General features: G+C 72.6%; 24 protein-coding genes. 19 read left to right on the top strand and 5 right to left on the bottom strand.

The window, feature by feature from the left end; genetic code table 11:
- Nucleotides 1-92: 92 nt before the first annotated feature.
- From J3P38_RS11535 to J3P38_RS11485, 11 genes are all read left to right on the top strand, one after another.
- On the top strand, nt 93-1,046 hold the full coding sequence (locus J3P38_RS11535; protein WP_210440942.1) for an FKBP-type peptidyl-prolyl cis-trans isomerase: 954 nt from the start codon (nt 93-95) through the stop codon (nt 1,044-1,046).
- Nucleotides 1,047-1,079: 33 nt separating this feature from the next.
- Nucleotides 1,080-2,072 (top strand): helix-turn-helix transcriptional regulator, encoded by a 993-nt coding sequence (locus tag J3P38_RS11530; protein WP_210440941.1) that lies wholly within the window; start codon nt 1,080-1,082, stop codon nt 2,070-2,072.
- Entirely contained in the window at nt 2,069-3,106 is a 1,038-nt protein-coding gene (locus J3P38_RS11525; protein ID WP_210503748.1) for a helix-turn-helix transcriptional regulator, read from the top strand. The genes J3P38_RS11530 and J3P38_RS11525 overlap by 4 nt, the downstream gene beginning before the upstream one ends.
- Nucleotides 3,107-3,111: 5 nt before the next feature.
- Nucleotides 3,112-3,441, top strand: a complete 330-nt coding sequence (gene tatA, locus J3P38_RS18140) for a twin-arginine translocase TatA/TatE family subunit (RefSeq protein ID WP_210440939.1) — start codon at nt 3,112-3,114, stop codon at nt 3,439-3,441.
- A gap of 87 nt (nt 3,442-3,528) precedes the next feature.
- On the top strand, nt 3,529-4,296 hold the full coding sequence (gene tatC, locus J3P38_RS11515) for a twin-arginine translocase subunit TatC (RefSeq protein WP_210440938.1): 768 nt from the start codon (nt 3,529-3,531) through the stop codon (nt 4,294-4,296).
- A 32-nt stretch (nt 4,297-4,328) separates the two neighbouring features.
- Complete coding sequence (locus tag J3P38_RS11510; RefSeq protein WP_210440937.1) at nt 4,329-4,733, top strand: hypothetical protein; 405 nt, start codon at nt 4,329-4,331, stop codon at nt 4,731-4,733.
- 72 nt (nt 4,734-4,805) lie between these two features.
- Entirely contained in the window at nt 4,806-5,711 is a 906-nt protein-coding gene (locus J3P38_RS11505) for a diacylglycerol kinase (protein WP_246856049.1), read from the top strand.
- Nucleotides 5,708-8,512 (top strand): DEAD/DEAH box helicase, encoded by a 2,805-nt coding sequence (locus J3P38_RS11500; RefSeq protein WP_210440936.1) that lies wholly within the window; start codon nt 5,708-5,710, stop codon nt 8,510-8,512. The genes J3P38_RS11505 and J3P38_RS11500 overlap by 4 nt, the downstream gene beginning before the upstream one ends.
- A 12-nt stretch (nt 8,513-8,524) precedes the next feature.
- Nucleotides 8,525-9,466: a 5'-3' exonuclease gene (locus J3P38_RS11495; RefSeq protein ID WP_246856048.1), complete on the top strand. Its 942-nt coding sequence runs from the start codon at nt 8,525-8,527 to the stop codon at nt 9,464-9,466.
- A gap of 9 nt (nt 9,467-9,475) precedes the next feature.
- The gene (locus J3P38_RS18405) at nt 9,476-9,928 is read left to right on the top strand and encodes an Lrp/AsnC family transcriptional regulator (RefSeq protein ID WP_307807866.1); all 453 of its coding nucleotides are present in this window, start codon (nt 9,476-9,478) and stop codon (nt 9,926-9,928) included.
- 34 nt (nt 9,929-9,962) lie between these two features.
- Entirely contained in the window at nt 9,963-10,604 is a 642-nt protein-coding gene (locus tag J3P38_RS11485) for a maleylpyruvate isomerase family mycothiol-dependent enzyme (RefSeq protein WP_210503747.1), read from the top strand.
- A 90-nt stretch (nt 10,605-10,694) separates the two neighbouring features.
- Here the strand turns inward: J3P38_RS11485 and J3P38_RS11480 are convergent, their stop codons facing one another.
- Nucleotides 10,695-11,651 (bottom strand): hypothetical protein, encoded by a 957-nt coding sequence (locus tag J3P38_RS11480; RefSeq protein ID WP_210440934.1) that lies wholly within the window; start codon nt 11,649-11,651, stop codon nt 10,695-10,697.
- Between the two features lie 208 nt (nt 11,652-11,859).
- Nucleotides 11,860-13,314 carry a KamA family radical SAM protein gene (locus J3P38_RS11475; RefSeq protein WP_210440933.1) on the bottom strand — a complete coding sequence of 485 codons (1,455 nt, stop codon included), beginning with the start codon at nt 13,312-13,314 and terminating at the stop codon, nt 11,860-11,862.
- Nucleotides 13,315-13,480: 166 nt separating this feature from the next.
- On the opposite strand from J3P38_RS11475, the gene kdd reads away from it, so the two are divergent.
- From kdd to J3P38_RS11440, 7 genes are all read left to right on the top strand, one after another.
- Nucleotides 13,481-14,548 (top strand): L-erythro-3,5-diaminohexanoate dehydrogenase, encoded by a 1,068-nt coding sequence (gene kdd / locus J3P38_RS11470; protein ID WP_210503746.1) that lies wholly within the window; start codon nt 13,481-13,483, stop codon nt 14,546-14,548.
- A 1-nt stretch (nt 14,549) separates the two neighbouring features.
- Nucleotides 14,550-16,136, top strand: coding sequence for a lysine 5,6-aminomutase subunit alpha (kamD, locus tag J3P38_RS11465; protein WP_210503745.1), 1,587 nt, complete (start codon nt 14,550-14,552; stop codon nt 16,134-16,136).
- On the top strand, nt 16,133-16,903 hold the full coding sequence (gene kamE, locus J3P38_RS11460) for a lysine 5,6-aminomutase subunit beta (RefSeq protein ID WP_210440930.1): 771 nt from the start codon (nt 16,133-16,135) through the stop codon (nt 16,901-16,903). The genes kamD and kamE overlap by 4 nt, the downstream gene beginning before the upstream one ends.
- Nucleotides 16,900-17,298, top strand: coding sequence for a 3-aminobutyryl-CoA ammonia lyase (kal, locus tag J3P38_RS11455; protein ID WP_210440929.1), 399 nt, complete (start codon nt 16,900-16,902; stop codon nt 17,296-17,298). The genes kamE and kal overlap by 4 nt, the downstream gene beginning before the upstream one ends.
- A gap of 465 nt (nt 17,299-17,763) precedes the next feature.
- The gene (gene lnt, locus J3P38_RS11450) at nt 17,764-19,293 is read left to right on the top strand and encodes an apolipoprotein N-acyltransferase (protein WP_210440928.1); all 1,530 of its coding nucleotides are present in this window, start codon (nt 17,764-17,766) and stop codon (nt 19,291-19,293) included.
- A 6-nt stretch (nt 19,294-19,299) separates the two neighbouring features.
- Nucleotides 19,300-20,052 carry a polyprenol monophosphomannose synthase gene (locus J3P38_RS11445; protein WP_374222535.1) on the top strand — a complete coding sequence of 251 codons (753 nt, stop codon included), beginning with the start codon at nt 19,300-19,302 and terminating at the stop codon, nt 20,050-20,052.
- Nucleotides 20,049-20,576, top strand: a complete 528-nt coding sequence (locus J3P38_RS11440; RefSeq protein ID WP_210440927.1) for an FxsA family protein — start codon at nt 20,049-20,051, stop codon at nt 20,574-20,576. The genes J3P38_RS11445 and J3P38_RS11440 overlap by 4 nt, the downstream gene beginning before the upstream one ends.
- 36 nt (nt 20,577-20,612) lie before the next feature.
- Here the strand turns inward: J3P38_RS11440 and J3P38_RS11435 are convergent, their stop codons facing one another.
- The 3 genes from J3P38_RS11435 to J3P38_RS11425 form a co-directional block, all read right to left on the bottom strand.
- On the bottom strand, nt 20,613-20,993 hold the full coding sequence (locus tag J3P38_RS11435; RefSeq protein ID WP_210440926.1) for an RNA polymerase-binding protein RbpA: 381 nt from the start codon (nt 20,991-20,993) through the stop codon (nt 20,613-20,615).
- A 256-nt stretch (nt 20,994-21,249) separates the two neighbouring features.
- Nucleotides 21,250-22,605 carry an MFS transporter gene (locus J3P38_RS11430; protein WP_210440925.1) on the bottom strand — a complete coding sequence of 452 codons (1,356 nt, stop codon included), beginning with the start codon at nt 22,603-22,605 and terminating at the stop codon, nt 21,250-21,252.
- Nucleotides 22,602-23,426, bottom strand: coding sequence for a glycerophosphodiester phosphodiesterase (locus tag J3P38_RS11425; RefSeq protein WP_307807865.1), 825 nt, complete (start codon nt 23,424-23,426; stop codon nt 22,602-22,604). The genes J3P38_RS11430 and J3P38_RS11425 overlap by 4 nt, the downstream gene beginning before the upstream one ends.
- Before the next feature lie 117 nt (nt 23,427-23,543).
- Between J3P38_RS11425 and J3P38_RS11420 the strand changes: the two genes are divergently transcribed.
- Nucleotides 23,544-23,795, top strand: coding sequence for a TFIIB-type zinc ribbon-containing protein (locus J3P38_RS11420; protein ID WP_210440924.1), 252 nt, complete (start codon nt 23,544-23,546; stop codon nt 23,793-23,795).
- Nucleotides 23,796-23,874 lie beyond the last annotated feature (79 nt).

Below are 23,874 nucleotides of genomic sequence, written 5' to 3'. Positions count from 1 at the left end.
CGGGAGGTCCCGGGGGTGGGTGTCGTCACCGCCGGGGTGGGGTCGCTGGGTAGGGTGACCGCGCAACGCCGTCCGATCGAACAGGTGAACCAGTGTCTCGTGTACGTTCCGCTGCCGTCAGCGGTGTCCTCGCCGTCAGCATGCTCGCCCTCGCGGCCTGCGGCTCCGGGTCCAGCGACGACGAGGCCGGCGGGCAGCCGCTGAGCTCGGTCACGATCGAGGGCAAGCACGGCAAGGAGCCCAAGGTCACCTTCGACGGCCGCCTCGACGGCACGAGGACCGAGACCGAGGTCCTCATCGAGGGCGACGGCGAGACCGTCGCCGACGGCGACACGGTCAAGGCCGACTGGTGGATCGGCAACGGCTACACCGAGGAGGAGGCCCAGAGCACCTACGGGTCGGGCCCCCAGTCCCTCGAGGTCGCCGAGGACATCCTGCCGTTCCTGCGCGAGGCCCTGATCGGCAACAAGGTCGGCGACCGGGTCGTCCTGCTCACCTCGGCCGAGGAGGCCTACGGGGAGGCCGGCAACCCGAGCATCGGCATCGGCAACAAGGACGCCGTCCTCGCGGTCGTCGACATCCTCGACCGGTCCGAGACCGTGCCGCCGCTCGACGGCCCGCAGGGCGAGAAGAAGAAGCCGGCCGGATGGGCGCCCACGCTCATCGAGGAGGACGGGGTCATCACCGGCTTCGACTTCACCGACGCCCACGAGCCGAGCGGCAAGCTCATCGCCACCACCCTGGTGAAGGGCGACGGGGCGAAGGTGAAGTCCGGCCAGACCCTCACCGTCGACTACCTCGGCCAGGTCTACGGGGCCGACAAGCCCTTCGACGAGTCCTACAGCAAGGAGCCGGCCGAGTTCCCCATCGGCGTGGGCCAGGTCATCAAGGGCTGGGACGAGCGCCTCGTGGGCCGGACCGTCGGCTCCCGGGTGATCCTCGAGATCCCGCCGGCCGACGGCTACGGCAAGAAGGGCAACGAGCAGGCCGGCATCAAGGGCACCGACACGTTGTTCTTCGTGGTCGACATCCTCGCCGCCTCCTGATCCGAGCGGCGCTGGACGAGGCAGGACAGGGGCATGGCGACGCCACGTGCAGAGCGGCTGATGAACCTGCACATCCTGCTGCTCGGCGCCAAGCGCTTCATCGGCAAGGACGCGATCCGCGAGGCCGTCTACCCCGAGCACGCGCACAGTCCCGCGGGCGACGAGGCGTTCGAGCGCGCCTTCGAGCGCGACAAGGACGCCCTGCGCCAGATCGGCGCCGTGATCGAGGTCGGCAGCGCGGACGCGTTCTTCGACGACGAGATCGGCTACCGCATCCCCACCGAGCAGACGTCGCTGCCCGAGATCCGCTTCGAGTCCGACGAGGCCGCCGTGCTCGGGCTCGCCGCGCAGGTGTGGCAGCAGGCGACGCTCGCCAAGGCGACCGGCCGCGCCCTGGCCAAGCTCAAGGGGCAAGGGGTGGAGATCGACCCGTCCCGCCTGGAGGTGGTGGCCCCGGCCATCACCGCCGACGAGCCGGCCTTCGAGCCGCTCTGGGACGCCGTCGGCAAGCGCCGCCAGGTCAGCTTCCCCTACCAGCGCACCAGCGAGGCCCAGCCGACCACCCGCCGGGTCCAGCCGTGGGGGCTCGCCCGCTCGTCGGGACGCTGGTACGTCGTCGGGTTCGACGTCGACCGCGGCGCCGAGCGCGTCTTCCGCCTGTCCCGCATCGTCGGGCCGGTCCGCGCGAGCGGCAAGTCCGGTGCCTACGACGTCCCGCCGGGCACCGACGTCCGCGAGGTCGCCCGCCGGCTGTCGCCGTCGTTCCCGTCCGTGCGAGCCGAGGTGCGGGTGCGCCAGGGCACCGGCGTCGGCCTGCGCCGGCGTGCCGAGTCCGTCACGCCGATCCCGGGGCGCCCGGGGTGGGACGCGGTCGTCGTGGAGGGCCCCGTCCACGAGCTCTCCGACGAGGTGCTCACCTACGGCGCTGACGTCGTGGTGGAGGGGCCTGCGTCGCTGCGTGAGGACGTGGTGACCCGGCTCCGGGCCGTCGCTGGCCCGGTCGAGGGAACGGGAGAGGTGCGATGAGCACGCAGGGGGCGGACACCGCCCCGGACCAGGTGGCGCGGCTGCTGGCCCTCGTGCCCTACCTGCTCGCGCGCGGCGAGGTGCGCCTCGACGACGCGGCCGCCCACTTCGGCACCGACGCCGACCAGATCGAGCGCGACCTGCGCCTGCTGTTCATGACCGGCGTCTCCCCGGGACTGCCGGGCGACCTCATCGAGGTCGACCTCGAGGCGCTGGAGGGCGAGCGGGTCATCCGCGTGGACAATGCCGACTACCTCGCCCGGCCGGTGCGGTTCTCGCCCGCCGAGGCCACGTCGCTGGTGGTCGCGCTCCGCACCATGCTGGAGGTGGCTCCCGCGGAGGCGCGGGAGGTCATCGAGCGGACCCTGCGCAAGCTCGAGGAGGCCGCCGGTCAGGACGACGAGGGGCTGCTGCGGCTGCACGTCACACCCACGCCTCTCGAGGCCAGCGCCGTCGTGCCGGTCCTCGAGGCGGCGATCGCGCACGGGCACCAGGTCGAGATCACCTACCACGTGCCCTCGCGCGACCAGGAGTCCCAGCGAGTGGTCGACCCCCGCGGCCTGGCGCGGGTCGAGGACCTGCTCTACCTCGACGCCTGGTGCCACACCGCCCAGGGCGACCGTGCCTTCCGGGTCGACCGCATCCTCGCGGCCACCGAGCTCGACAGCCCGGTCGCGGACCCGGCGGCGCGGGCCCGTGACCTCACCGGCGGCTGGTTCACCGATGCCGAGACGACCACGGTCACGCTGCGGCTGGCGCCGCCCGCGCGCTGGGCACTGGAGTACTACCAGGTGACGAACCAGCGGCCCGGGCCCGACGACACCGTCGACGTCGACCTCGAGGTCGCCAGCGAGCAGTGGGTGCGGTCGCTGCTGTTCCGGCTGGCACCCCACGCGGTCGTCCTCGCGCCACCCGAGTACGCCCGGGTGTTCACCGAGTCCGCACGGGCGGCGCTCAGCCTCTACGAGGACGACGGCGTAGACTCGCCGGTGTTGACGCACGCACCTCACACAACCTCAGGGACGACGGAGTGACTTCCATGGTGAATCCGATGATCGGCATGCCGCAGGGCCTGGAGTGGCTGGTGATCCTGGCGATCGTCGTGCTCGTGTTCGGTGCCGCCAAGCTGCCCGACCTCGCCCGCAGCTCGGGGCAGGCGCTGCGCATCTTCAAGACCGAGACCAAGGGCCTGCGCGACGACGACAAGACGACGCCCGAGCAGCGCGAGATCGAGAGCCGCGACCGGGCCGCCCGCGAGCAGGCCGGCGACTCCAGCCGGGACCACAGCGGGGACCACGGCCGGGACGAGGCGCGCACCGACGCCCCGGGCGAGGTGCTCCGCGAGCGCCGCGACGACACCACCGCCTGACGCGGGGCCGCGACAAGCGTGAGGATCGCGGGACTCGCTGGGCTGTTCAGCGCCCGGCCGCACCACCCTGTCGGCCCTGACGGCCGGATGGCGCTCTCGGACCACTTCCGGGAGTTCCGCGCCCGCCTGCTGCGGTGCCTGCTGGTCTTCGTGGTCGCGCTGGGCGTCGCGCTCGTGTTCCGTCACGGGTTGCTGGAGCTCGTCTACGGCCCCTACGAGCAGGCGCGCGACAAGCTGCCCGCCGGCACCACGAACGCCACCACCAGCGGCGCCGCCGCCGGCCTGCTGCTGTGGCTGACCCTGTGCGGCTTCACCTCGGCGATCGTCACCGCGCCCTACTGGCTCTACCAGATCTGGGCGTTCGTACTGCCCGGGCTCTACCCGCAGGAGCGGAAGATGAGCCGCATCTTCGTGGCCGTCGCGGGCCCGCTCTTCCTCGCCGGCGTGGTGCTCGGCTACGTCACCCTGCCGCTGGCCCTCCAGGTGCTCATCGGCTTCAACCCCGAGGGCGTCACCAACCTCATCGACTTCAACGACTACCTCCAGTTCTTCACGCGCACCCTGTTCGTGTTCGGCCTCTCCTTCAACATCCCGGTGTTCGTGGTGCTCCTCAACTTCGCCGGCGTGGTGAGGGGCGCCTCGCTCAAGGCGTACCGGCCGTGGATCATCATCGGCACGTTCGTCTTCGCCGCCGTGGCGACGCCGTCGGCCGACCCGTTCTCGATGACGTTGATGGCCGGGCCGATGGTGCTGCTGTTCTTCGCCTCGGAGGCGATCGCCCGCCTCAACGACCGCCGCCGCGCCCGCCGGGGGCCGAACTCCGGCCTGTCCCCGGACGAGCTCTCGCCGATCTGACCGGCCGCGGCGCGGTCTGACAGGGTGGACGCATGCCCGGCGCGATCACCGACCTCGACCCGTTCGACCTGCCGGAGTGGCTCGGCACGGCGGACGTCGTGTGGCGCGCCGACGCCGGGTTGCGCACCGGCCACCTCGTGCGTGGGCGCCTGACCGCCGACGGCTCGGCCCCCGAGGCCGCGCAGGAGCTCGCGTGCGACCTGCTCGCGGTCGACGAGGCGTACCCGGCGCCCGTCGTCGACGACGCGAGCCGGCTGCGCGTCCACCAGGCGTGGCGGCACGGGCAGGTGGTGGTCGGCAGCCTCGAGTCGCGCCTGGTGCTCGCCGTGCCGGGCACCGGGTTCGACCCCGAGCTCGTGCTCGACGCCCTGAGCCGCCTCGCCCGCGCCGTGGGCGCGCGGACCGAGCGCTACGCCGCGCTGCTGCGGCTCGGCTAGCCCCGGGCGCCGCACCGGCCCGCGGTGGGCCACCGGCCCGGACCTGTCGGGGCCGGGGGATAGGGTCGCGCCATGCACGACGCCCGTGCGTCCGGCCACCCGGTGACCGGGCGCGAGATCGCACTGCTGACCAACCCCACCGCGGGTCGGGGCAGAGGTGCCCGTCACCGCGACGTCGCGCTCGCGCGGCTGCGCGAGAGCGGCTTCGTCGTGCGCAACCTGCAGGGCCGCGACGCCGACGAGGCGGCCGACCTGGCACGCGGCTGCGTGGCCGACGGGGTCGAGGCGCTCGTGGTGTGCGGCGGCGACGGCCTCGTGCACCTCGGCGCCCAGGCGGTGGCCGGCTCCGGCATCCCGCTCGGGGTGATCCCGGCGGGCACCGGCAACGACGCGGCCCGCTACCTCGGGCTCCCGCGCACCGACCCGGCGGCGGCCGCGGACCGCGTCGTGGCGTCGCGCCGCCGCACCATCGACCTGGCGCGCAGCGGCGACCGCTACTTCGTGACCGTGCTCGCCGCCGGCTTCGACGCGATCGTCAACGAGCGGGCCAACACGATGACGTGGCCGCGCGGCCAGATGCGCTACAACCTCGCCACGCTGGCCGAGCTGCGCACCTTCCGGCCGATCCCCTACGTCCTCCGGCTCGACGACGAGACGATCGAGCACGAGGCGATGCTCGTCGCCGTCGGCAACGGCCCGTCCTTCGGCGGTGGCCTGCGCATCACCGAGGGGGCGCTGCTCGACGACGGGCTGCTCGACGTCGTCGTCATCACGCGCATGAGCAAGCCCAAGCTGGTGCGGTCCTACCCGCGCCTGTTCACCGGGAGGATCGACGGCGTGGAGGAGTACGTCCACCGCCGGGTCCGCTCGGTGACGGTGGCCGCGCCCGGCATCGTGTCGTACGCCGACGGCGAGCGCTTCGGCCCGCTGCCCATCACGATCGAGTGCGTGCCCGGCGCGCTGGAGGTGTTCGCATGAGCGACCGTCCCGACGAGCAGCTGTCCCCTGCCGAGCGCTACGCGGCGTTCCGGCGGGAGAAGCCCTATCCGATGCTCAAGGAGTTTTCCAGCCTGCACGGCTTCGAGCTCGACGACTTCCAGGTCCGCGCGTGCCAGGAGATCGAGAGCGGCCGCGGCGTGCTCGTCGCCGCACCGACCGGCTCCGGCAAGACGATCGTCGGTGAGTTCGCGATCCACCTCGCGCTGCAGACCGGCCGCAAGGCGTTCTACACGACCCCGATCAAGGCGCTGTCCAACCAGAAGTACCACGACCTCGTCAGGCGCTACGGCGCCGACAACGTCGGCCTGCTGACCGGCGACAACGTGGTCAACGGCGAGGCGCCCGTGGTGGTGATGACCACCGAGGTGCTGCGCAACATGCTCTACGCCGGCTCGCGCACGCTGCTCAACCTGGGGTTCGTCGTCATGGACGAGGTGCACTACCTCGCCGACCGCATGCGCGGCGCCGTGTGGGAGGAGGTGATCATCCACCTGCCGGAGTCGGTGACGCTGGTGTCGCTGTCGGCGACGGTGTCCAACGCCGAGGAGTTCGGCGAGTGGCTGGCCACCGTGCGCGGCGAGACGACCACGATCGTGGAGGAGAAGCGGCCGGTGCCGCTGTTCCAGCACGTCATGGTGGGCCGCCGGCTGCTCGACCTGTTCGCCTCCTCCGACGTCGACGCCAGCGCGGGCTTCGTCAAGGAGGGCGCGCCGGTCAACGACGAGCTCACCCGCATCGCCCGCGACGACTGGGCGAGCTCGCGATTGATGCGTGACCGCCGCTCGCCCCGCAAGGGCAAGCCGGGGTCCTCGAAGAACCCCCGTGCCGTCGGCAACGGACGCCGGGTGTGGATCCCCAGCCGGGTCGAGGTGGTCGAGCGGCTCGACCGCGAGGGCCTGCTGCCGGCGATCGTGTTCATCTTCAGCCGCGCCGGCTGCGACGCCGCCGTGACCCAGCTCGTGCAGGCCAACACCCGGCTGACCACGGCCGCGGAGCGCGACGAGATCTTCGCGCGCGTCGAGGAGGCGGCCCGCACGCTGCCGGAGGAGGACCTGCACGTCCTCGGCTACCACGAGTTCCTCGACGGCCTCACCCGCGGCATCGCCGCCCACCACGCCGGCCTGCTCCCGGCGTTCAAGCAGGTGGTGGAGGAGCTGTTCCAGGAGGGGCTGGTCAAGGTCGTCTTCGCCACCGAGACCCTCGCCCTGGGCATCAACATGCCCGCGCGCACCGTGGTGATCGAGAAGCTCTCGAAGTGGAACGGCGAGTCGCACGCCGACCTGACGCCGGGGGAGTACACCCAGCTCACGGGTCGCGCCGGTCGCCGCGGGCTCGACATCGAGGGGCACGGCGTCGTGCTCTACCAGCCGGGCATGAACCCGCGCGAGGTCGCCGGCCTCGCCTCGACGCGCACGTACCCGCTGCGCTCCTCCTTCCGGCCGTCCTACAACATGGCGGTCAACCTGGTGCACCAGTTCGGCCGGGCCCGCTCCCGCGAGCTGCTCGAGCAGTCGTTCGCCCAGTTCCAGGCCGACAAGGCGGTCGTCGGCCTCGCTCGGCAGGTGCACAAGGCCGAGGAGGCGCTCGACGGCTACCGGGAGGCGGCCACGTGCCACCTCGGCGACTTCATGGAGTACGCCGGGCTGCGCCGGCGGATCTCCGACCTCGAAAAGGGCGCGGCCCGCGACCGGCGGCTGGACCGCCGCGAGGAGGCCATACGGTCGCTCGGCAAGCTCCGCCCCGGCGACGTCATCCACGTGCCCGCCGGCAAGTTCAGCGGGCTCGCGGTGGTCATCGACCCGGGGCACTCCGGCGACGAGCCGAGGCCCTATGTCGTGACCGCCGACCGCCAGGCCCGCCGGCTGGCGCCGATGGACTTCCCGGTCCCCGTCGAGGCGATCGGCCGGCTGCGGGTGCCCAAGTCGTTCAACGGCCGCAACCCCGCCATGCGCCGCGAGCTCGCCACCGCCCTGCGCGACAGGGCCGACAGCTTCGAGGGCCCGGCCCCGCGGCAGTCGAAGCAGCGCGACGGCGCCGACACCGCGACCGACCGCGAGGTGGCACGGCTGCGCGCGGACCTGAAGGCCCACCCGTGCCACCGGTGCCCCGACCGCGAGGACCACGCGCGGTGGGCGGAGCGCTGGTTCAAGCTGCAGCGCGACACCGAGACGCTCAAGCGGCGGGTGGAGAACCGCACCAACACGGTCGCGCGGACCTTCGACCGCGTCTGCGACGTGCTGGCCGCGCTCGGCTACCTCGAGGGCGACACCGTCACCGAGAAGGGCGCCCACCTGCGGCGCATCTACACCGACATGGACCTCGTCGCGGCCGAGGCGATCCGGGCCGGCCTGTTCGACGAGCTCGCGCCGTCCGAGCTCGCGGCCGTGCTGTCCGCCCTCGTCTTCGAGGCCCGGCGCGCCGACGACGCGTCGTCGCCGAAGATGCCCGGCGGCCGCGTGCGGCCGGTGCTCGCCGAACTGGTGCGGCTCTGGGGGCAGCTCGACGCGCTGGAGCGCGACCACAAGCTCGACTTCCTGCGCGAGCCCGACATCGGGTTCGCCTGGGCGGCGTGGCGCTGGGCCGAGGGCGACGACCTCGACGACGTGCTGATGGTGACCGGCCTGTCGGCGGGCGACTTCGTGCGCTGGATGAAGCAGCTGCTCGACCTGTGCGGCCAGGTGGCCGACGCCGCGGGCGAGCGCGAGCTGCGCGACACCGCCCGCGCGACGGCGAAGCTGCTCAAGCGCGGCGTGATCGCGTACTCCGTGCTCGCGGAGTGACAGGCTGAGCACATGACCGCCCCCGCCGGCAGCCGTCTCATGCTGCTCGACACCGCCTCGCTCTACTTCCGCGCGTTCTTCGGGGTGCCCGACTCGCTGAAGGCACCCGACGGCACACCGGTCAACGCCGTGCGCGGGCTGATGGACTTCATCAGCCGGCTCGTGGGGGAGTACGACCCCACGCACCTGGCCTGCTGCTGGGACGACGACTGGCGGCCGCAGTGGCGCGTCGACCTGATCCCCTCCTACAAGGCGCACCGGGTGGTCCGCGCCGTCCCGGGCCCCCGGCCCGACGTCGAGGAGGTGCCCGACCCGCTCGAGGCGCAGGTCCCCATCATCTTGTCGGTGCTCGAGGCCTACGGCATCCCGGTCGTGGGCCACCCCGAGATGGAGGCCGACGACGTCATCGGCACCCTCGCCACCGGCGCCGGGATGCCGGTCGACATCGTCACCGGCGACCGCGACCTGTTCCAGCTCGTCGACGACGACGCGGCGGTGCGCGTGCTCTACGTCGCGCGCGGCGTCAGCCGCCACGAGCGCGTGGACAACGCCTGGGTGCGCGCCAAGTACGGCGTCGACGCCCACCAGTACGCCGGCCTCGCGACCCTGCGCGGGGACGCCTCCGACGGGCTGCCGGGCGTCGCCGGGGTGGGGGACAAGACGGCCGCCACGCTGCTCAACCGCTTCGGCACCGTCGAGGCGATCATCGAGGCCGCCGCCGACCCCGGCTCCGACATGGGGCCCGGCCCGCGGGGCAAGATCAAGGCGGCTGCCGACTACCTCGCGGTCGCGCCACGCGTGGTCGCCGTACGCCGTGACCTCGACCTCGGCACGCCCGACCTCGCCCGGCCCCGCACCCCCGCCGACCACGACGCACTCGTGGCCCTGGACGAGAAGTGGGGCCTCGGTTCGTCTGCCGTGCGGCTGGTGCAGGCACTGTCCGGCGCGCACTAGGGTGACGCCGTGAGCTCCTCCGAGGTCGAGTCCAAGGACCGGCAGATCCTCTCGCTGCTGGCCGCCGACGGGCGGATGTCCTTCACCGACCTCGGCAAGGCGACCGACCTGTCCACCTCGGCGGTGCACCAGCGCGTCAAGCGGCTCGAGCAGCGCGGGCTCATCACCGGCTACGGCGCGACGATCGACCACGACCAGCTCGGCCGGCCGCTGACGGCGTTCATCTCGATCACCCCGATCGACCCCTCGCAGCCCGACGACTATCCCGAGCGACTGGCCGGCATCAGAGAGATCGAGTCGTGCTGGTCGGTCGCCGGCGAGGAGTCGTACATCCTCAAGATCCGCGTCGCCACGCCGCTGGCGCTCGAGGAGCTGCTCGCGCGGATCCGCGGCGCCGCCAGCGTCTCGACGCGCACCACGATCGTGCTCTCGACCCCCTACGAGAACCGACCCATCGACTGACCGTCCCGTCCCGCCCGCCGCACCGGGAGCGCCCATGGCACCGTCCACGCACGACCTGCTGACCGCCGAGCGCCTGGCGCTCGTGGACGACCTGTCCGCCCTGACCACCGCCCAGTGGCAGGAGCCCTCGCTGTGCGCCGGCTGGCGCGTGGTGGACGTCGCGGCGCACCTGGCGTGGACGCCGACGCTCGGCGCCCTGCAGGGCGCCGTCGCGCTGGCGCGGTACCGCTCGGTGAACCGGATGATCGCGCGCACCGCGGTGGCGTGGTCGGCGCGGGGCCGCGAGGCGATCCTCGAGCAGCTCACCGACAACGCCCGGTCCGGCGAAACGCCGATCGGGATGCCGAGGGTCTCGGCGCTGGCGGACGCCGTCGTGCACGGCATCGACGTACGCCGCCCGCTCGGCCTGCCGCACGACCTCCCGCCGCCGGCCGTCGGCCGGATCGCGGACTTCGCCCTCGCCACGCCGTGGCCGCTCACAGCCGTCATCGGCGGGAGCTCGCGCCGTCGCGTCGCCGGGGTCCGCCTCGTCGTGCCGGAGGCCGGCTGGAGCCACGGCGACGGGCCGGAGGTCACGCTGTCGGCCAACGCGGCCGTGCGCCTGGTGTACGGGCGCCCGGTGTCCGGTGAGGAGCTCGACGGCCCCGGCGTACCGGTCCTGCTCCCGCGGTTGTGAGGTCGTTTCTTGCAATCCCCCGCTTAAGCGGGGGATCGCGAACTTCCGGGGGCCTGCATACCCATGGAGGTTCGCACAACCCTCGGCAGGTCAGGCGCCGATCGGGCCGCGCCGGCTGTCGAGCAGGCGGCGGATCCGGGCGGCGGTCGTCACCGGGTCGGCCAGGTCGGTCCAGCCGATGCGGATGCACACCCAGCCGGTGAGCTGGCAGATCCGTTCCTCGCGGCGCTTCTCCCGCATGAGGTACTGCTCGAGCGTCTCCCCGGGACGCCGGTGCTGCTCGTACTTCACGCGCCCGTCGAACTCGAGGAACACACCGTGCTCCGGCCACGCGAAGTCGGCGCGCGCGAAGACCTGGCCGTGCTCGTCGACCACCGGGTACTGCGGCTCGGGCCTCGGCAGGTGCTGCTGCCTGCAGAGGTAGTACGTCCTCGTCTCCGCCACGGACTCCATCCGCTCGTCGGCGAGCGCCACGACGACGTGCGCCGACAGCGTGTGCGGCCAGTGCTTCATCGCCCGCGCCGACGCGACCAGCTCCTCGCGCGTCATGTGCTGTCCGTGCAGCAGGCCGTTGGTGACGACCAGCGCCGGTTCAGGAGGCACGCTGGCCATCACCTCGACGGCGGCCCGGGCGGCCGGCCCCACGCGTACGCCGTTGACGACGCGCACGTCCTCCTCCGGCAGGGCGCCGGCATGGTGCACGACCCCGGCCTCGCGGCGGGCCGCCTTGCCGTCGGTGCGCGTCGTGTGGACCTCGTCGAGCGGGATGTTCCACACCGGTGCGCCGAGCTCGACGGCCGCGGACACGTGGGTGAGCGCCGTCAGCGGGTGCGCGACGCGGAGCACGGCGCGGCACAGGACCCGGTGCTGGTCGACGGGGGACAAGCGCTCCCACAGCGCGCGGTCGACGTACGCGCCGCGCCGGACCCGGTGCAGGACACCGGCGCGTACGAGCACGCGGAGCTGGTGGTCGGTGTAGCCGTCGTCGACCAGCTCGCTGCGGAGGCGGACGACGTGCGTGAGGTCGGGTGCGGGCGGTCGCTGCATGCACCCGTGATGCCCGGTGAGCGGGGCGGCGGAAACGCCGGTGGTGCCGGCTGTGGAGGACGCCGACCGCGGACCGGACTTGCCGAGGGTTGTGCGAAGTTCCGGTGGCGTGCAGGCCCCCTGATGTTCGCAATCCCCCGCCTAAGCGGGGGATTGCCGGACTTCAGGGGGCGTTCAGGGGGCGCTCAGGGGCGGAGGGGCCGCGCGCCTACCAGGCCTGCAGCGCGGCGGTACGCCGCGACGCCTCGGCCATCTCGGCGGCTTTGAGGGAGGCCTCGTCGAGGCGGCCGTGCTCCTCCCACCACCGCTGGCCGGACTCGGGCAGGGTGTGGATCGGGTCGTAGTACTCGTAGTGGCGCGAGAGGGCCTCGGCGTCGTCGGCCTCGATGGACGTGCGGTAGTTCTTCGTCCAGTACGAGATGCCGTGCTCGGTGTCGTAGTCGGCGAGCTGGTGCACCCACCGCTTGCCGACGAAGGGCACGTCGCACACGATGCGCGGCGTCGCGAACCCGGGCAGGTAGCCCATGATGTGGTGCTGGAGGCGCTGCGCGTCGGCGACCGAGACCCGCCAGTGCTCCGAGAACGGGATCATGTCGCACATGTAGAAGTAGTAGGGCATGATCTGCGCCCCGTCGAGTAGCCGGAAGCAGAGGTCGAGCAGCGCGTGCGGGTCGGCGTTCACGCCGTTGAGCAGCACGCCTTGGTTGCGTACGTCGCGCAGGCCGGCGTCGAGCATCGCGCGCGAGGCCTCGGCGACGATCGGCGTCACGGAGCTCGCGTGGTTGGCGTGGGTGTGCATCGCGAGGGAGACCCCGCGCGAGCGGGCGACCGCGGCGACGCGGGCGACGCCCTCGACGACGTCGGGCTGCAGCCAGTGCTGCGGCAGGCCGATGAGCGCCTTCGTGGCCAGCCGGATGTCACGGATGTTGTCGACCTCGAGCACCGACATGAGGAACGCCTCGAGGCGGGGCCAGGGCATGTTGGCCACGTCGCCGCCGGACACCACGACGTCGCGCACCGACGGCGTGCGCCGGAGGTAGTCGAGCATGTCGCCGAGCCGGTCGTTGGGCTTCGCGGCGAACTTCAGCTTGTCGATGACCGGCGTCGAGTTGCCCACGAGGTCCATGCGCGTGCAGTGGCCGCAGTACTGCGGGCAGGTGGGCAGCAGCTCGGCGAGGACCTTGGTGGGGTAGCGGTGGGTGAGGCCCTCGGTGGCCCACATGTCGTGCTCGTGGAGGGAGTCGCGGGCCGCGTGCGGGTGCGAGGGCCAGTCGGTGCGCCGGTCGCTGAACACCGGGATCATGTAGTGCCGGACCGGGTCGGCGTAGAACTCCTCGGTCAGCGAGCCGGGGCCGGCGGGCTCGAAGGCCGGCGCCATCGTGTTCATCATCTGCGGCGGCACGAGCATCGACATCGTCGCGCGCTCGGCCTGGTCGCGCTCGAGGTCGGCGTAGAAGCGCTCGTCGAGCAGGTCGCCCATAAGCTCGCGCAGCTGCTTCACGTTCTTGATGCAGTGCGCGCGCTGCCACTGCACGGACGCCCAGTCCGCTGCCGTGACGTCGGACCAGCCCGGGAAGCGGGTCCAGTCCGGCTCGACGAGCTCCACCCGCTGGTAGGGGTAGGGCTGTCCGGTGGCGAGGCCGACGGCGGTCTCGATGCTCATGCGATCTCCTTGCAGGGCCTTGGGAGGCGCCCGGGTCGGGACGTGCGGCGCGCCGGTTGTGTGTGCGGCGACACATCTGGGAGAGTACGTGGAGAACGTACGGCGCGTCCAGTGCCACGCCGCAAGATTTCCCGCTGAACCGCGTGAACCTAGAAGGATGCTCTGAATGACGACCGACACGGACATCCGCACGGGCGACCCGACGGGCCTGCACCGGGTGCTCGACGAGCGCACCGTGCTCCCGCAGGCGGCGCAGCGCCTCGACACGCGGCGCGAGCTCTGGTCCGACGAGGTCCGTGTCCGCGTCGAGCGGCTGAACCTCGACGCGGCGTCGTTCCGCCAGCTGGAGCGGGTGCACACCCACGACGGGGTCACCGACGGCGACGCCGTGCGTGCCGAGGTCCTCGACATCGTCGCCACGCGCGGCAAGATGCAGAACCCCGAGACCGGCTCGGGCGGCATGCTCGTCGGCACGGTCGAGGAGGTCGGCCCCGAGTCGCCGCTCGGCCTCTCGGTGGGCGATCGGGTCGCGACCCTCGTCAGCCTCACCCTGACCCCGCTCGTGATCGAGGACGGGCTCGCCCGCTGGGACGGCCGCAGCGAGCAGGTGCCCTGCGACGGCTACGCCGTGCTCTTCGGTCGCTCGATCGCCGCCGTCATCCCCGACGACCTCGACCCCGCGCTCTCGCTCAGCGTGATGGACGTCTGCGGCGCGCCCGCCCTGACCGCCCGCGTCGTGGAGGAGCACGTCGCCCGCGGCGCGCGGCCCACCGTCGCGGTGATCGGCGCCGCGGGCAAGTCGGGCTCCCTCAGCCTGGCCGCCGCCCGGGCCGCCGGAGCGGAGCGCACGATCGGGGTGGTGCCCCACCAGGGCGAGCACGACCTGCTCACCGCCGCCGGTCTCGCCGACAGGGTCGCCGTCGCGGACGCCCGTGACCCCGTCGCGCTCCGCGACGCGGTGACCGCGGCGGGTGGCCCCGCCGACGTCACCGTCGTCTGCGTCGACGTGCCCGGCTGCGAGGGCGGCGCGATCCTCGCGACCGCCGACGGCGGCACGGTCGTCTTCTTCTCGATGGCCACCAGCTTCAGCGCCGCGGCACTCGGTGCCGAAGGGCTGGCCGCCGACGTGCGGATGCTCGTCGGCAACGGCTACGTCCCCGGCCACGCGGCGTACGCCATGGAGCTGCTGCGCTCGGACGCCGGGGTCCGGGCACTGTTCGAGCGGAGGCTCTGAGGTGGCCCGCACGACCAGCACCCTGGGCATCGACCGCGCCGACGTGCGCCGCGCGCGGACGCTGGCCCGGCAGGTCGGGCGACCGATCGTCGACCTCGCCCAGCGGCACACCACGGTGAGCGTCGAGCGCGCCACGCTCCGCCTCGCCGGCCTCGCCGGCGCCGACCCCGACGGCACGCCGTGGGTGAACCGCCTGGCGGACGTCGTCCGCGCCGACGTCGGCCTCGAGCACGGCGTCAGCCTGCCGGTGTGGGACGCACTCCTCCGGGGCGAGGGCGACGACCTGCTCACGCTCGCCCAGAAGGCCGCGGCGGGCTCGGTGACCTTCCGCGTGCCGGAGGGCAAGGACGCGACGCGCGCGAGGGCGGCCGCCCGCAAGGCCGTCGGCGCCGGGATCAGGACCATCGACCGCCAGCGCGCGGCCCGCGAGAGGATGATCGCCAAGGTCGGCGACGCCCCGAGCAAGCCGTGGATCTACCTCATCGTCGCCACCGGCGACATCCACGAGGACATCCCGCAGGCGCAGGCCGCCGCGCGCGAGGGCGCCGACGTCATCGCGGTGATCCGCTCGACCGGCCAGTCGCTGCTCGACTTCGTGCCGGAGGGCGCGACGCGCGAGGGCTTCGCCGGCACGTACGCCACGCAGGAGAACTTCCGCCTCATGCGCGCGGCGCTGGACGAGACGTCGAGGGAGCTCGGCCGCTACGTCCGGCTCACCAACTACGCCTCGGGGCTCTGCATGCCGGAGATCGCCGCGCTGGCGGGCCTCGAGCGCCTCGACATGATGCTCAACGACTCGATGTACGGGATCCTGTTCCGCGACATCAACCCGATCCGGACGTTCGTGGACCAGCGCTTCAGCCGCCAGGTGCACGCCCGGGCCGGCATCATCATCAACACCGGCGAGGACAACTACCTCACCACCGCCGACGCGGTCGAGGCCGCGCACACGGTCACCACCAGCCAGCTGCTCAACGAGTACTTCGCCAAGGAGGCCGGCCTCGAGGACTGGCAGCTCGGGCTCGGCCACGCGTTCGAGATCGACCCCGAGGTGCCCGACTCGTTCCGCCTCGAGCTGGCCCACGCGATGCTGGCCCGCGAGCTGTTCCCCGACGCGCCGCTGAAGTGGATGCCGCCCACCCGGCACATGACCGGCGACATCTTCAAGGGCTACCTGCTCGACGGTTTCTTCAACCTCGTCGGCGCCCTCACCGGTCAGGGCATCCTGCTCGTGGGCATGATGACCGAAGCCGTCGTCACGCCCTGGATCTCCGACCGCGACCTGGCCCTGCAGAACGTCCGCTACGTCATGAACGCCGCCGGCAACCTGCACGAGGACTTCCGGCCCGCACCCGACGGCTTCATCGCCGGTCGGGCCCGCCAGGTGCTCGGCGAGGCCGTCGGGCTGCTCGAGGAGATCAAGGCCGACCGCAGCGCGCCGGGGCAGCCGCCGCTGCTGTCCGCGATCGCCGACGGCACGTTCGGCCTGATGAAGCGACCGGCCGACAAGGGCAAGGGGCTCGACGGCGTCGCGCCCAAGGCCGCCGACTACTACAACCCCGCGACCGAGATCCTGGAGGGCGCATGAGCACCGGACTCGTCCGTCCCTACGGCGACACCACCGGCGACGGCATGGTGCAGCTGTCCTTCACCCTGCCCATCCCGCACTCCAAGGTCGCCGAGGGTGCCGCCGTGCAGCTCGCCAACAAGATGGGGATGGACCCGGCGCTGGTCGTGCACGCCAAGGCGATGGGGGAGGGCTTCACGTTCTTCGTGGTGTACGGGCGGGTGAACCACCTCGTCGACCCCAGCACCGTCGAGGTGGTGGAGCGCGACTACCCGCTGCTGACCCCCAAGGAGGCCAACGCGGCCATCAAGCGGTCACTGCGGCGCCGCCTGGTGGTCGTCGGCGGCTGCATCGGCACCGACGCGCACACCGTCGGGATCGACGCGATCCTCAACATCAAGGGGTTCGCGGGGGAGAAGGGCCTGGAGTACTACCGCGAGCTCAAGGTCGTGAACCTCGGCGCCCAGGTGTCGGTCCCGCAGCTCGTCGAGGCGGCCCGCGAGGAGAAGGCCGACGCGGTGCTGGTCTCCCAGGTCGTCACCCAGCGCGACGCCCACCTGCTCAACACCCGCGAGATGTCCGCGGCCTTCCGGGAGGCCTATCCCGCCGCGCGGCGTCCGCTCCTCGTCGTGGGCGGGCCCCGCTTCGACGAGACGATGGCCGACGAGCTCGGCGTCGACCGGGTCTTCAGCAGGGGCACGACGCCCGGCGAGGTCGCGTCGTTCATCGTCCACCGGCTTGCCGGTCCTCGCGGGCCGGCCGGCACCAGCACGGAGAAGGCCTCATGAGCACCGAGTCCCGCGTCGGCACCGTCGTCACGCACCGCCGCTACGTCCCCTACTCGCACGCCCACTACGCCGGGAACCTGGTCGACGGCGCCTACAGCCTCGGCCTGTTCGGCGACGTGGCGACCGAGATGTGCATCGTCCTCGACGGCGACGAGGGGCTGTTCGCGTCGTACTCCGACGTGCAGTTCCGGGCACCGGTGCGCGCCGGCGACGTCCTGGAGATCACCGCGACGCTCGTGCGCGAGGGCACCCGCAGCCGGGTGATGGACTTCGCCGTCCACGTCGTCGGACGGGGTACGCCGAGCGCCGAGGCACCCGGCGCGGCCGAGGTCCTCGACCCGCCGGTCGTGGCCACGACGGCCACGGGCACCGTCGTCGTGCCCGCGCGCCCCTGACCGCCGTCCCTCGCCCCGCGTCCCCGACCCGGGTCCGGCGACCCGCATCCCTGGTCCGGGAGTACCGACACCGGCGTGTCGAGCACGACACGCCGTCGCCGCCGAGATTTCCTCGAGCGACTGCCCGACCGCCTGCCCGGCGCTGACCTGCGGTTTCGCCCGAACGCGCAGGTCAGGAGCCGGTTGACATCACCCCTTGGGGGAGGGAGGGTTCCGGGGTCCGCCTGTGCAGCTCGCGGGTGGCGTCATCGGCAGTGGGGAGACTGACGTGAGGTACGTGGAGCCAGCGGTGCCCCGTGTCCGCCGACCCGTCGACGACGCCCCGCGGGGGCTGGATGCGGGAGGGACCTCGGGGCCGTAGACAACTTCGTGCGATCGGCAGCCAGTCGGCTCGCGCGTCGGTCCGAAGCCCCCTCGTCCCTCCCGCTCCGCTGCACGTGTGCAGCCGTCGGCTACGGTCTCTGCGTGCCGCTGCGCTGCCTCCTCGCCCTGGTCGCGGGGCTCGTGCTGGCGGCCGCCTTCGAGCCGGTGGGCCACTCCTGGCTCATGCCCCCGGCGATCGCGGCGCTCGTGTTCTCCGTGCGCGGCCTGCGACCGGGCCGGGCCTGGGTCCCGAGCCTGGTCTTCGGCGTCGCGTTCACCTTCTCGGTCATGGTGTGGATGCGCTCGGTCGGGACGGACGCGTGGATCGCCATGTGCGCGATGGAGTCCGCGTTCTTCGTGCCCCTGGGCGTCGGGCTGGCGTGGAGCCTGCGGATGCGCGCCTGGCCCGTCCTGGCCGCCCTCTGGTGGGTCGGCATCGAGACCTGGCGCAGCGGCTTCCCGTTCAGCGGCATGCCGTTCGGCCGCCTCGTCTACGCGACCGCGGACACCCCGTGGGCCGACGCTGTGCCGTGGATCGGGATGACCGGCACCAGCTTCCTCGTCGCCCTGACGGGCACCACCCTCGCGTGGCTGCTGCTCCGGGTGCGCACGCCCGCACCGCGGACGTACGCCGTCGCGGCAGCGCTCGCCGCTGCGACGCTCGCGCCGGCGCTCTTCCCCTTCCCCGTCGAGCAGTCCGGCACGGCCACCGTGGCCGCCGTGCAGGGCGACGTGCCGGGCACCGGGCTCAACGTCCCGGCGGTGCACCGGGAGGTCACCGCCAACCACGTCCGGCTGACGCAGCAGCTCGCCGACGCCGTGGCGGCCGGCGAGGCGCCGGAGCCCGACTTCGTCGTCTGGCCGGAGAACTCGACGGCCGTCGACCCGTTCCTCGACACCGGGGTCAACGACGGCATCGTCGCGGCCTCCGACGCCATCGACGTGCCGATCATCGTCGGCGGGACCAACAGCGACCCGGTCGACGAGACCCGGGTGCTCAACCAGGGGATCGTCTTCCGGCCGGGCCTCGGCGGCGGCGACCGCTACACGAAGCTGCACCCCGTCCCCTACGGCGAGTACATCCCGTTCCGCGGCAGCAGCCTCATGCCCTCGACCTACGGCCGCCTCACCGAGGTGCCGCGCGACATGGTGCGGGGCACCAGCCTGGAGCCGCTGCGCGTGGGGGACCTGCTGGTGGCCGACGCCATCTGCTTCGACGTCGCCTACGACGACGGCATCGCCGGCCAGGTGGGCCGCGGCGCCGAGCTGGTGACGGTGCAGACCAGCAACGCGATGTTCAGCCGCACCGGGCAGCTGGCCCAGCAGTTCGAGATCAGCCGGCTGCGCGCGCTCGAGACGGGGCGCTGGGTCGTGGTCGCCGCGATCAACGGCATCTCCGGCGTGGTGCGGCCCGACGGGTCCATCGCCTCCTCGGTGCCCGCCCGCGGCCAGGAGGTGCTGGTGGAGACGGTCGGGCTCAGCACGACCACCACGCCCGCCGTGCGCCTCGGGACCTGGCCGGCGCGGCTCACCCTCGTGTTCCTCGTAGGTCACACGCTGTTCGTGCTGGTGCCCTATCGTCGCACCCGGCGGCGCGACCGCGCCGCGACGGCAGCCGACGGAGCGAGGTAGCAGGGCGTGGCAGTGGAAGGCCTCGGCCGTTGCGTGATGGTCGTCCCGACCTACAACGAGGCGGACAACCTCGAGTGGATCGTCGAACGGCTGCGGGCGGCCCAGCCCGGCGTCGACGTGCTCGTCGTCGACGACAACAGCCCCGACGGCACCGGTGTCCTGGCCGACAAGCTCGCCGACGCGGACCCTGCCGTCCGGGTCGTGCACCGCACCGAGAAGGCCGGCCTGGGCGCCGCGTACCTCAACGGCTTCGCCGTCGCGCTCGAGGCCGGCTACGACGTCATCGGCGAGATGGACGCCGACGGCTCCCACCAGCCCGAGCAGCTTCAGCGGCTGATCGACGCGCTGCACACCGCCGACCTGGTGATCGGCTCCCGCTACGTTCCCGGCGGGTCGGTCGTCAACTGGCCGGCGCAGCGGCTGCTGCTCTCCCGTGGCGGCAACCTCTACGTCCGGCTGCTGCTGGGCATCCGGGTCAAGGACGCCACGGCGGGCTTCCGCCTGTTCCGGCGGGCCACGCTGGAGGCGATCGACCTTGGCTCGGTGCGGTCTACTGGATACGTGTTCCAGACCGACCTGGCCTACCGCACCCTGAGCCGCGGGCTGCGCCTCACCGAGGTGCCGATCGAGTTCGTCGAGCGCGAACGCGGCGACTCCAAGATGAGCGGCCAGGTCGCCAGCGAGTCGCTCCGGCTCATCACCCGGTGGGGGCTGTCCGAGCGTCGGGCGCAGCTGCGCAGGAGCAGGGAGCGGGCATGAGCGCATCGGCGTCGCTCCGCACGGGTCCCCGCCGCTCCCGCCGCTGGCTGCGGCCGGCCCTGGCCGCGGCGTTCGTCGTTGTCCCGCTCGTCGAGATCTGGGCGATCCTGCAGGTCGGCCGGCTGGTCGGTCCCTGGTGGACCATCGTGCTGCTGGTCCTCGACAGCCTGCTCGGCGCGTGGTTGGTCAAGCGCGAGGGCGGACGCGCGTGGCGGGCACTGCGTGAGGCGCTGCAGCACGGGCGCATGCCGGCCCGCGAGATCGCCGACGGTGCGCTCGTCCTCATCGGCGGCACGCTGATGCTCAGCCCCGGCTTCGTGCTCGACCTCGTCGGCATCCTGTTGATCCTGCCGTTCACGCGGCCGGTCGCCAGGCGACTGCTCACCACGGTGGTGGAGCGACGCCTCGTGGTGGCGCCCCTCGGCGCCGCCGGCGCCTTCGGCGCCGGGTTCGGGCCGCGAAATGCCAGCCGCCCCGGACCGGGCGGCGAGGGGCCGGTGGTCCGGGGCGACGTGGTCGAGTGAGACGTGGTCGAGTGACGCGTCAGGGGAGCGGCCGGCTCAGCCGACGCGCTTCTTCTTGTTCGCGCGGTGCAGGTGCGCGGGACCGATCTCGCCGCCGCGCAGCAGCTCCAGACGCTCCTTGAGGATGTCCTCGAGCTCCTTCTCCGAGCGACGCTCGAGGAGCATGTCCCAGTGCGTGCGCGCGGGCTTCTCGACCTTCTCCTCCGGCATGATGCCTGCCGTGCTCAGCGCCTCGGCGCCGCAGCGCGGGCACTCCCACACGGCCGGGATGTCGGCCTCGACCGACATCGTGACCTCGAAGTCGTGTCCCTGCTTGCAGCGATAGCCGACCTGCTGCCGAGCGGCGAACTCGATCCCGCGCTCGTCCTCGAAGCTCTGACCACCAAGCCTTGCGCCACGTAGTGTGCGCTCCGCCACCGTGCCCACCTCCAATGGGTTGCTGAAACCCGCTGTTGTGTACCGGGTCAAGGATGAGACGAGCCGGACCGGGGTCCGTGAACGCCGCTCGTGACGACGCGGCCCGTCTCCTTCGATCTTCAACGGTAGCGGGGGCGTCACAATTCCGCGGATTCGAGCGTGCCCTTCGCACGCTCAGGCGAGACCAACCTCACCCGCAGGGGTACGGCGCGCTCCGAGCGGCGCGTGTCCGCCCGTCCGGGCTGCGCCCGGGGGCTCAGATGACCGCGGGCACCTCGTTGCCCGCCTCGCGGATCCCGCGGGCGGTGTCCACGCGCAGCAGCAGCAGGCCGCCGATCACGAAGAAGACGATGAGCGCGAAGATCGCCGGCCGGTAGGAGCCGGTGAACGTGTAGACCAGGCCGAACACCAGGGTGCCGAACCACGAGGTCCCGCGCTCCATCGCGTGGTAGAAGCTGAAGTACTCGGCCTCCTTGCCCCGCGGGATGAGCAGCGAGAAGTACGACCGGGCCAGCGCCTGGGTGCCGCCGAGGACGACGCCGATGGCGACGCCGAGGGCCACGAGCGGCAGGAGGGACTCCTCGGGGATGAACAGGGCGGCGGTCACGATGAGCATCCACACCACCAGGCCGCCCAGGATGGTCGACTTCGCGCCGCGGCGGGCCGCCACCCGGCCGAACAGCAGCGCCCCGCCGACCGCGACGAACTGCACCAGCAGGTAGACGCCCAGCATCGTCCCCTGGGGGAACCCGAGCTCCTCGACGCCGTAGACCGACGCCTGGCTGATGACGGTCTGGATGCCGTCGTTGAAGAAGAGGTAGGCCAGCAGGAACGTCAGCGCGACCGGGTAGTTGCGCATGTCCTTGAGCGTGGCCCACAGCTGTCCGAAGCTGCGCTGCACGACGCCGCCCTCGACGTGCTCGACGTGCGCGGGCGGGTGGTTGCGCAGGCCCCGGAACGGGATGAGCGTGAACGCCGCCCACCACACCGCCGCGGACAGCAGGGAGATGCGCACCGCCATCCCCTCGGTGAGGCCGAACGTGTCGTGGAGGCTCACCAGCACGAAGTTCAGCGCGAGCAGCAGGCCGCCGCCCGCGTAGCCGTACGCCCAGCCGCGCGTGGAGACCCGGTCCCGCTCCGACTCGCTCGAGATGAGGGGCAGGATCGCGTCGTTGAACACCGCCGAGGCGCCGAAGCAGAGGTTCGCCAGCACGAACGTGATCGCGCCCAGCTGCCAGTTGTCGCCGGACATGAAGAACAGCAGTCCCGCGAAGAAGGCGCCGGCCCAGGCGAAGCCGGCCAGCATGTCCTTCTTGCGCGAGGTCCGGTCGGCGACGGCGCCCAGCAGCGGCAGCAGGACCGCGGAGACGAGCGTGGAGAACGTCACGACGTACGCCGGCAGCGCCCCGGGGGCGACGTCGAGGCCGAGCACCGACACGCGGTCGTCGACCGCGGCCTCCTCGGCGATGGCGATGAGGTACGGCCCGAACAGCACGCCGGAGACCGTGGTGGCGAAGGCGCTGTTGGCCCAGTCGTAGAAGTACCAGGCCTTCTGCTCGCGTGCCTGCTCGAGCGGCTCCAGGTTGGCGATCCCGCCCCCGACCCCGGTCATGCGTCCCCCTCCGTACGTCCCTCGGCGGGACCGTGCCACTGTCCGCGGGCGCGGAGCACGTCCCTGAGTATGTCGGTGCGATCGGTCATGACGCCGTCGACACCACGGTCGAGGAGGATGTTCATCTCGGCCGGGTCGTCGATCGTCCACACGTGCACCTGGACGCCGGCCGCGTGCGCCCGGCGCACCAGGCCGGCCGACGCCACGACGAGGGGGCCGCGGCGGTGCGGGACCTGCAGCGCCACGGGCCGCCCGCGGGTCAGGAGCCGCGCGAGGCGGGCGCTGGGGGAGACGACGTACGCGACGACCTCGAGCGGGTGTGCCGAGGTCGCGACGCGGCCGCGGGTGCGCCTGCGGAAGGCGTTCATCCGGCGGGCGGAGAACGACCCCACCAGCACGCGGTCCCAGGCCTCGCGGTCCTCGACGAATGCGGCCAGCGCCTCGACGGCGCCGTCCGACTTGAGGTCGATGTTGAACCGGGCGGCGGCGAAGGCGTCGAAGAGCTGGGCGAGCGTCGGCACGCGCTCGCTCCCCCCGATGAGGGCCTCCCGCACCTCGGCGTACGTCGAGTCGGCGATGCTGCCGGTGCGGTCGGTGACGCGGTCGAGGACCGTGTCGTGGAAGGCCAGCAGGACGCCGTCGCTCGTCACGTGGACGTCGGTCTCGAGGTACGTGTAGCCGAGCCGCACCGCGTGCGCGAACGCGGCCAGCGTGTTCTCGAGGCCCTCGATCTCGGGGTGGTAGGCCCCGCCGCGGTGCGCGAACGCGAGCGGGCGGGGCGAGTCCAGGTAGCCGCTCGCAGGGGGGCGCGGCGCGCTCACCGGGCGGCCCCCGCGGCGTCGTCGTACGGGGGAACGGGGCGGGGGCGGGTGAGGACGTCGCGGGCTGGGCTCACGCGAGAAGTATGGAGGCGGCGGTACCGTCGGAGGATGGAGAGCATGACGTGTCCCCGGTGCGGTGTCGAGATGGACGAGAAGACCCTCGGCGAGGCGACGGTCAGCCAGTGCCCCGAGGGGCACGGGGTGTTCCTCTCGCGTGCCGATCTCGGCGTGCTGATCGAGGCGGAGAACGACTGGCACGCCCAGGCCGGCCAGCACACCGCCCCGCTGCCGCGCATCACCGCCGACATGACCGCGCCGCCGGTCACGGGCCGGCAGTCGCGCGCCTGGGTGGAGACGCTGTTCGGCTGAGCTCTCGCGCGCGCCACGGGGGGCCTCGGCAGCAGCGCCGGGGGTCGAGGACCTCCGGGCGGCCCGGACCTCGCTCGCG

This window comes from Nocardioides xinjiangensis (genome assembly GCF_017916455.1).
Classification (GTDB): Bacteria; Actinomycetota; Actinomycetes; order Propionibacteriales; family Nocardioidaceae; genus Nocardioides; species Nocardioides xinjiangensis.
The sequence above is the reverse complement of the archived record's forward strand: the minus strand, read 5'-3'. Positions and strand labels throughout refer to the sequence as shown.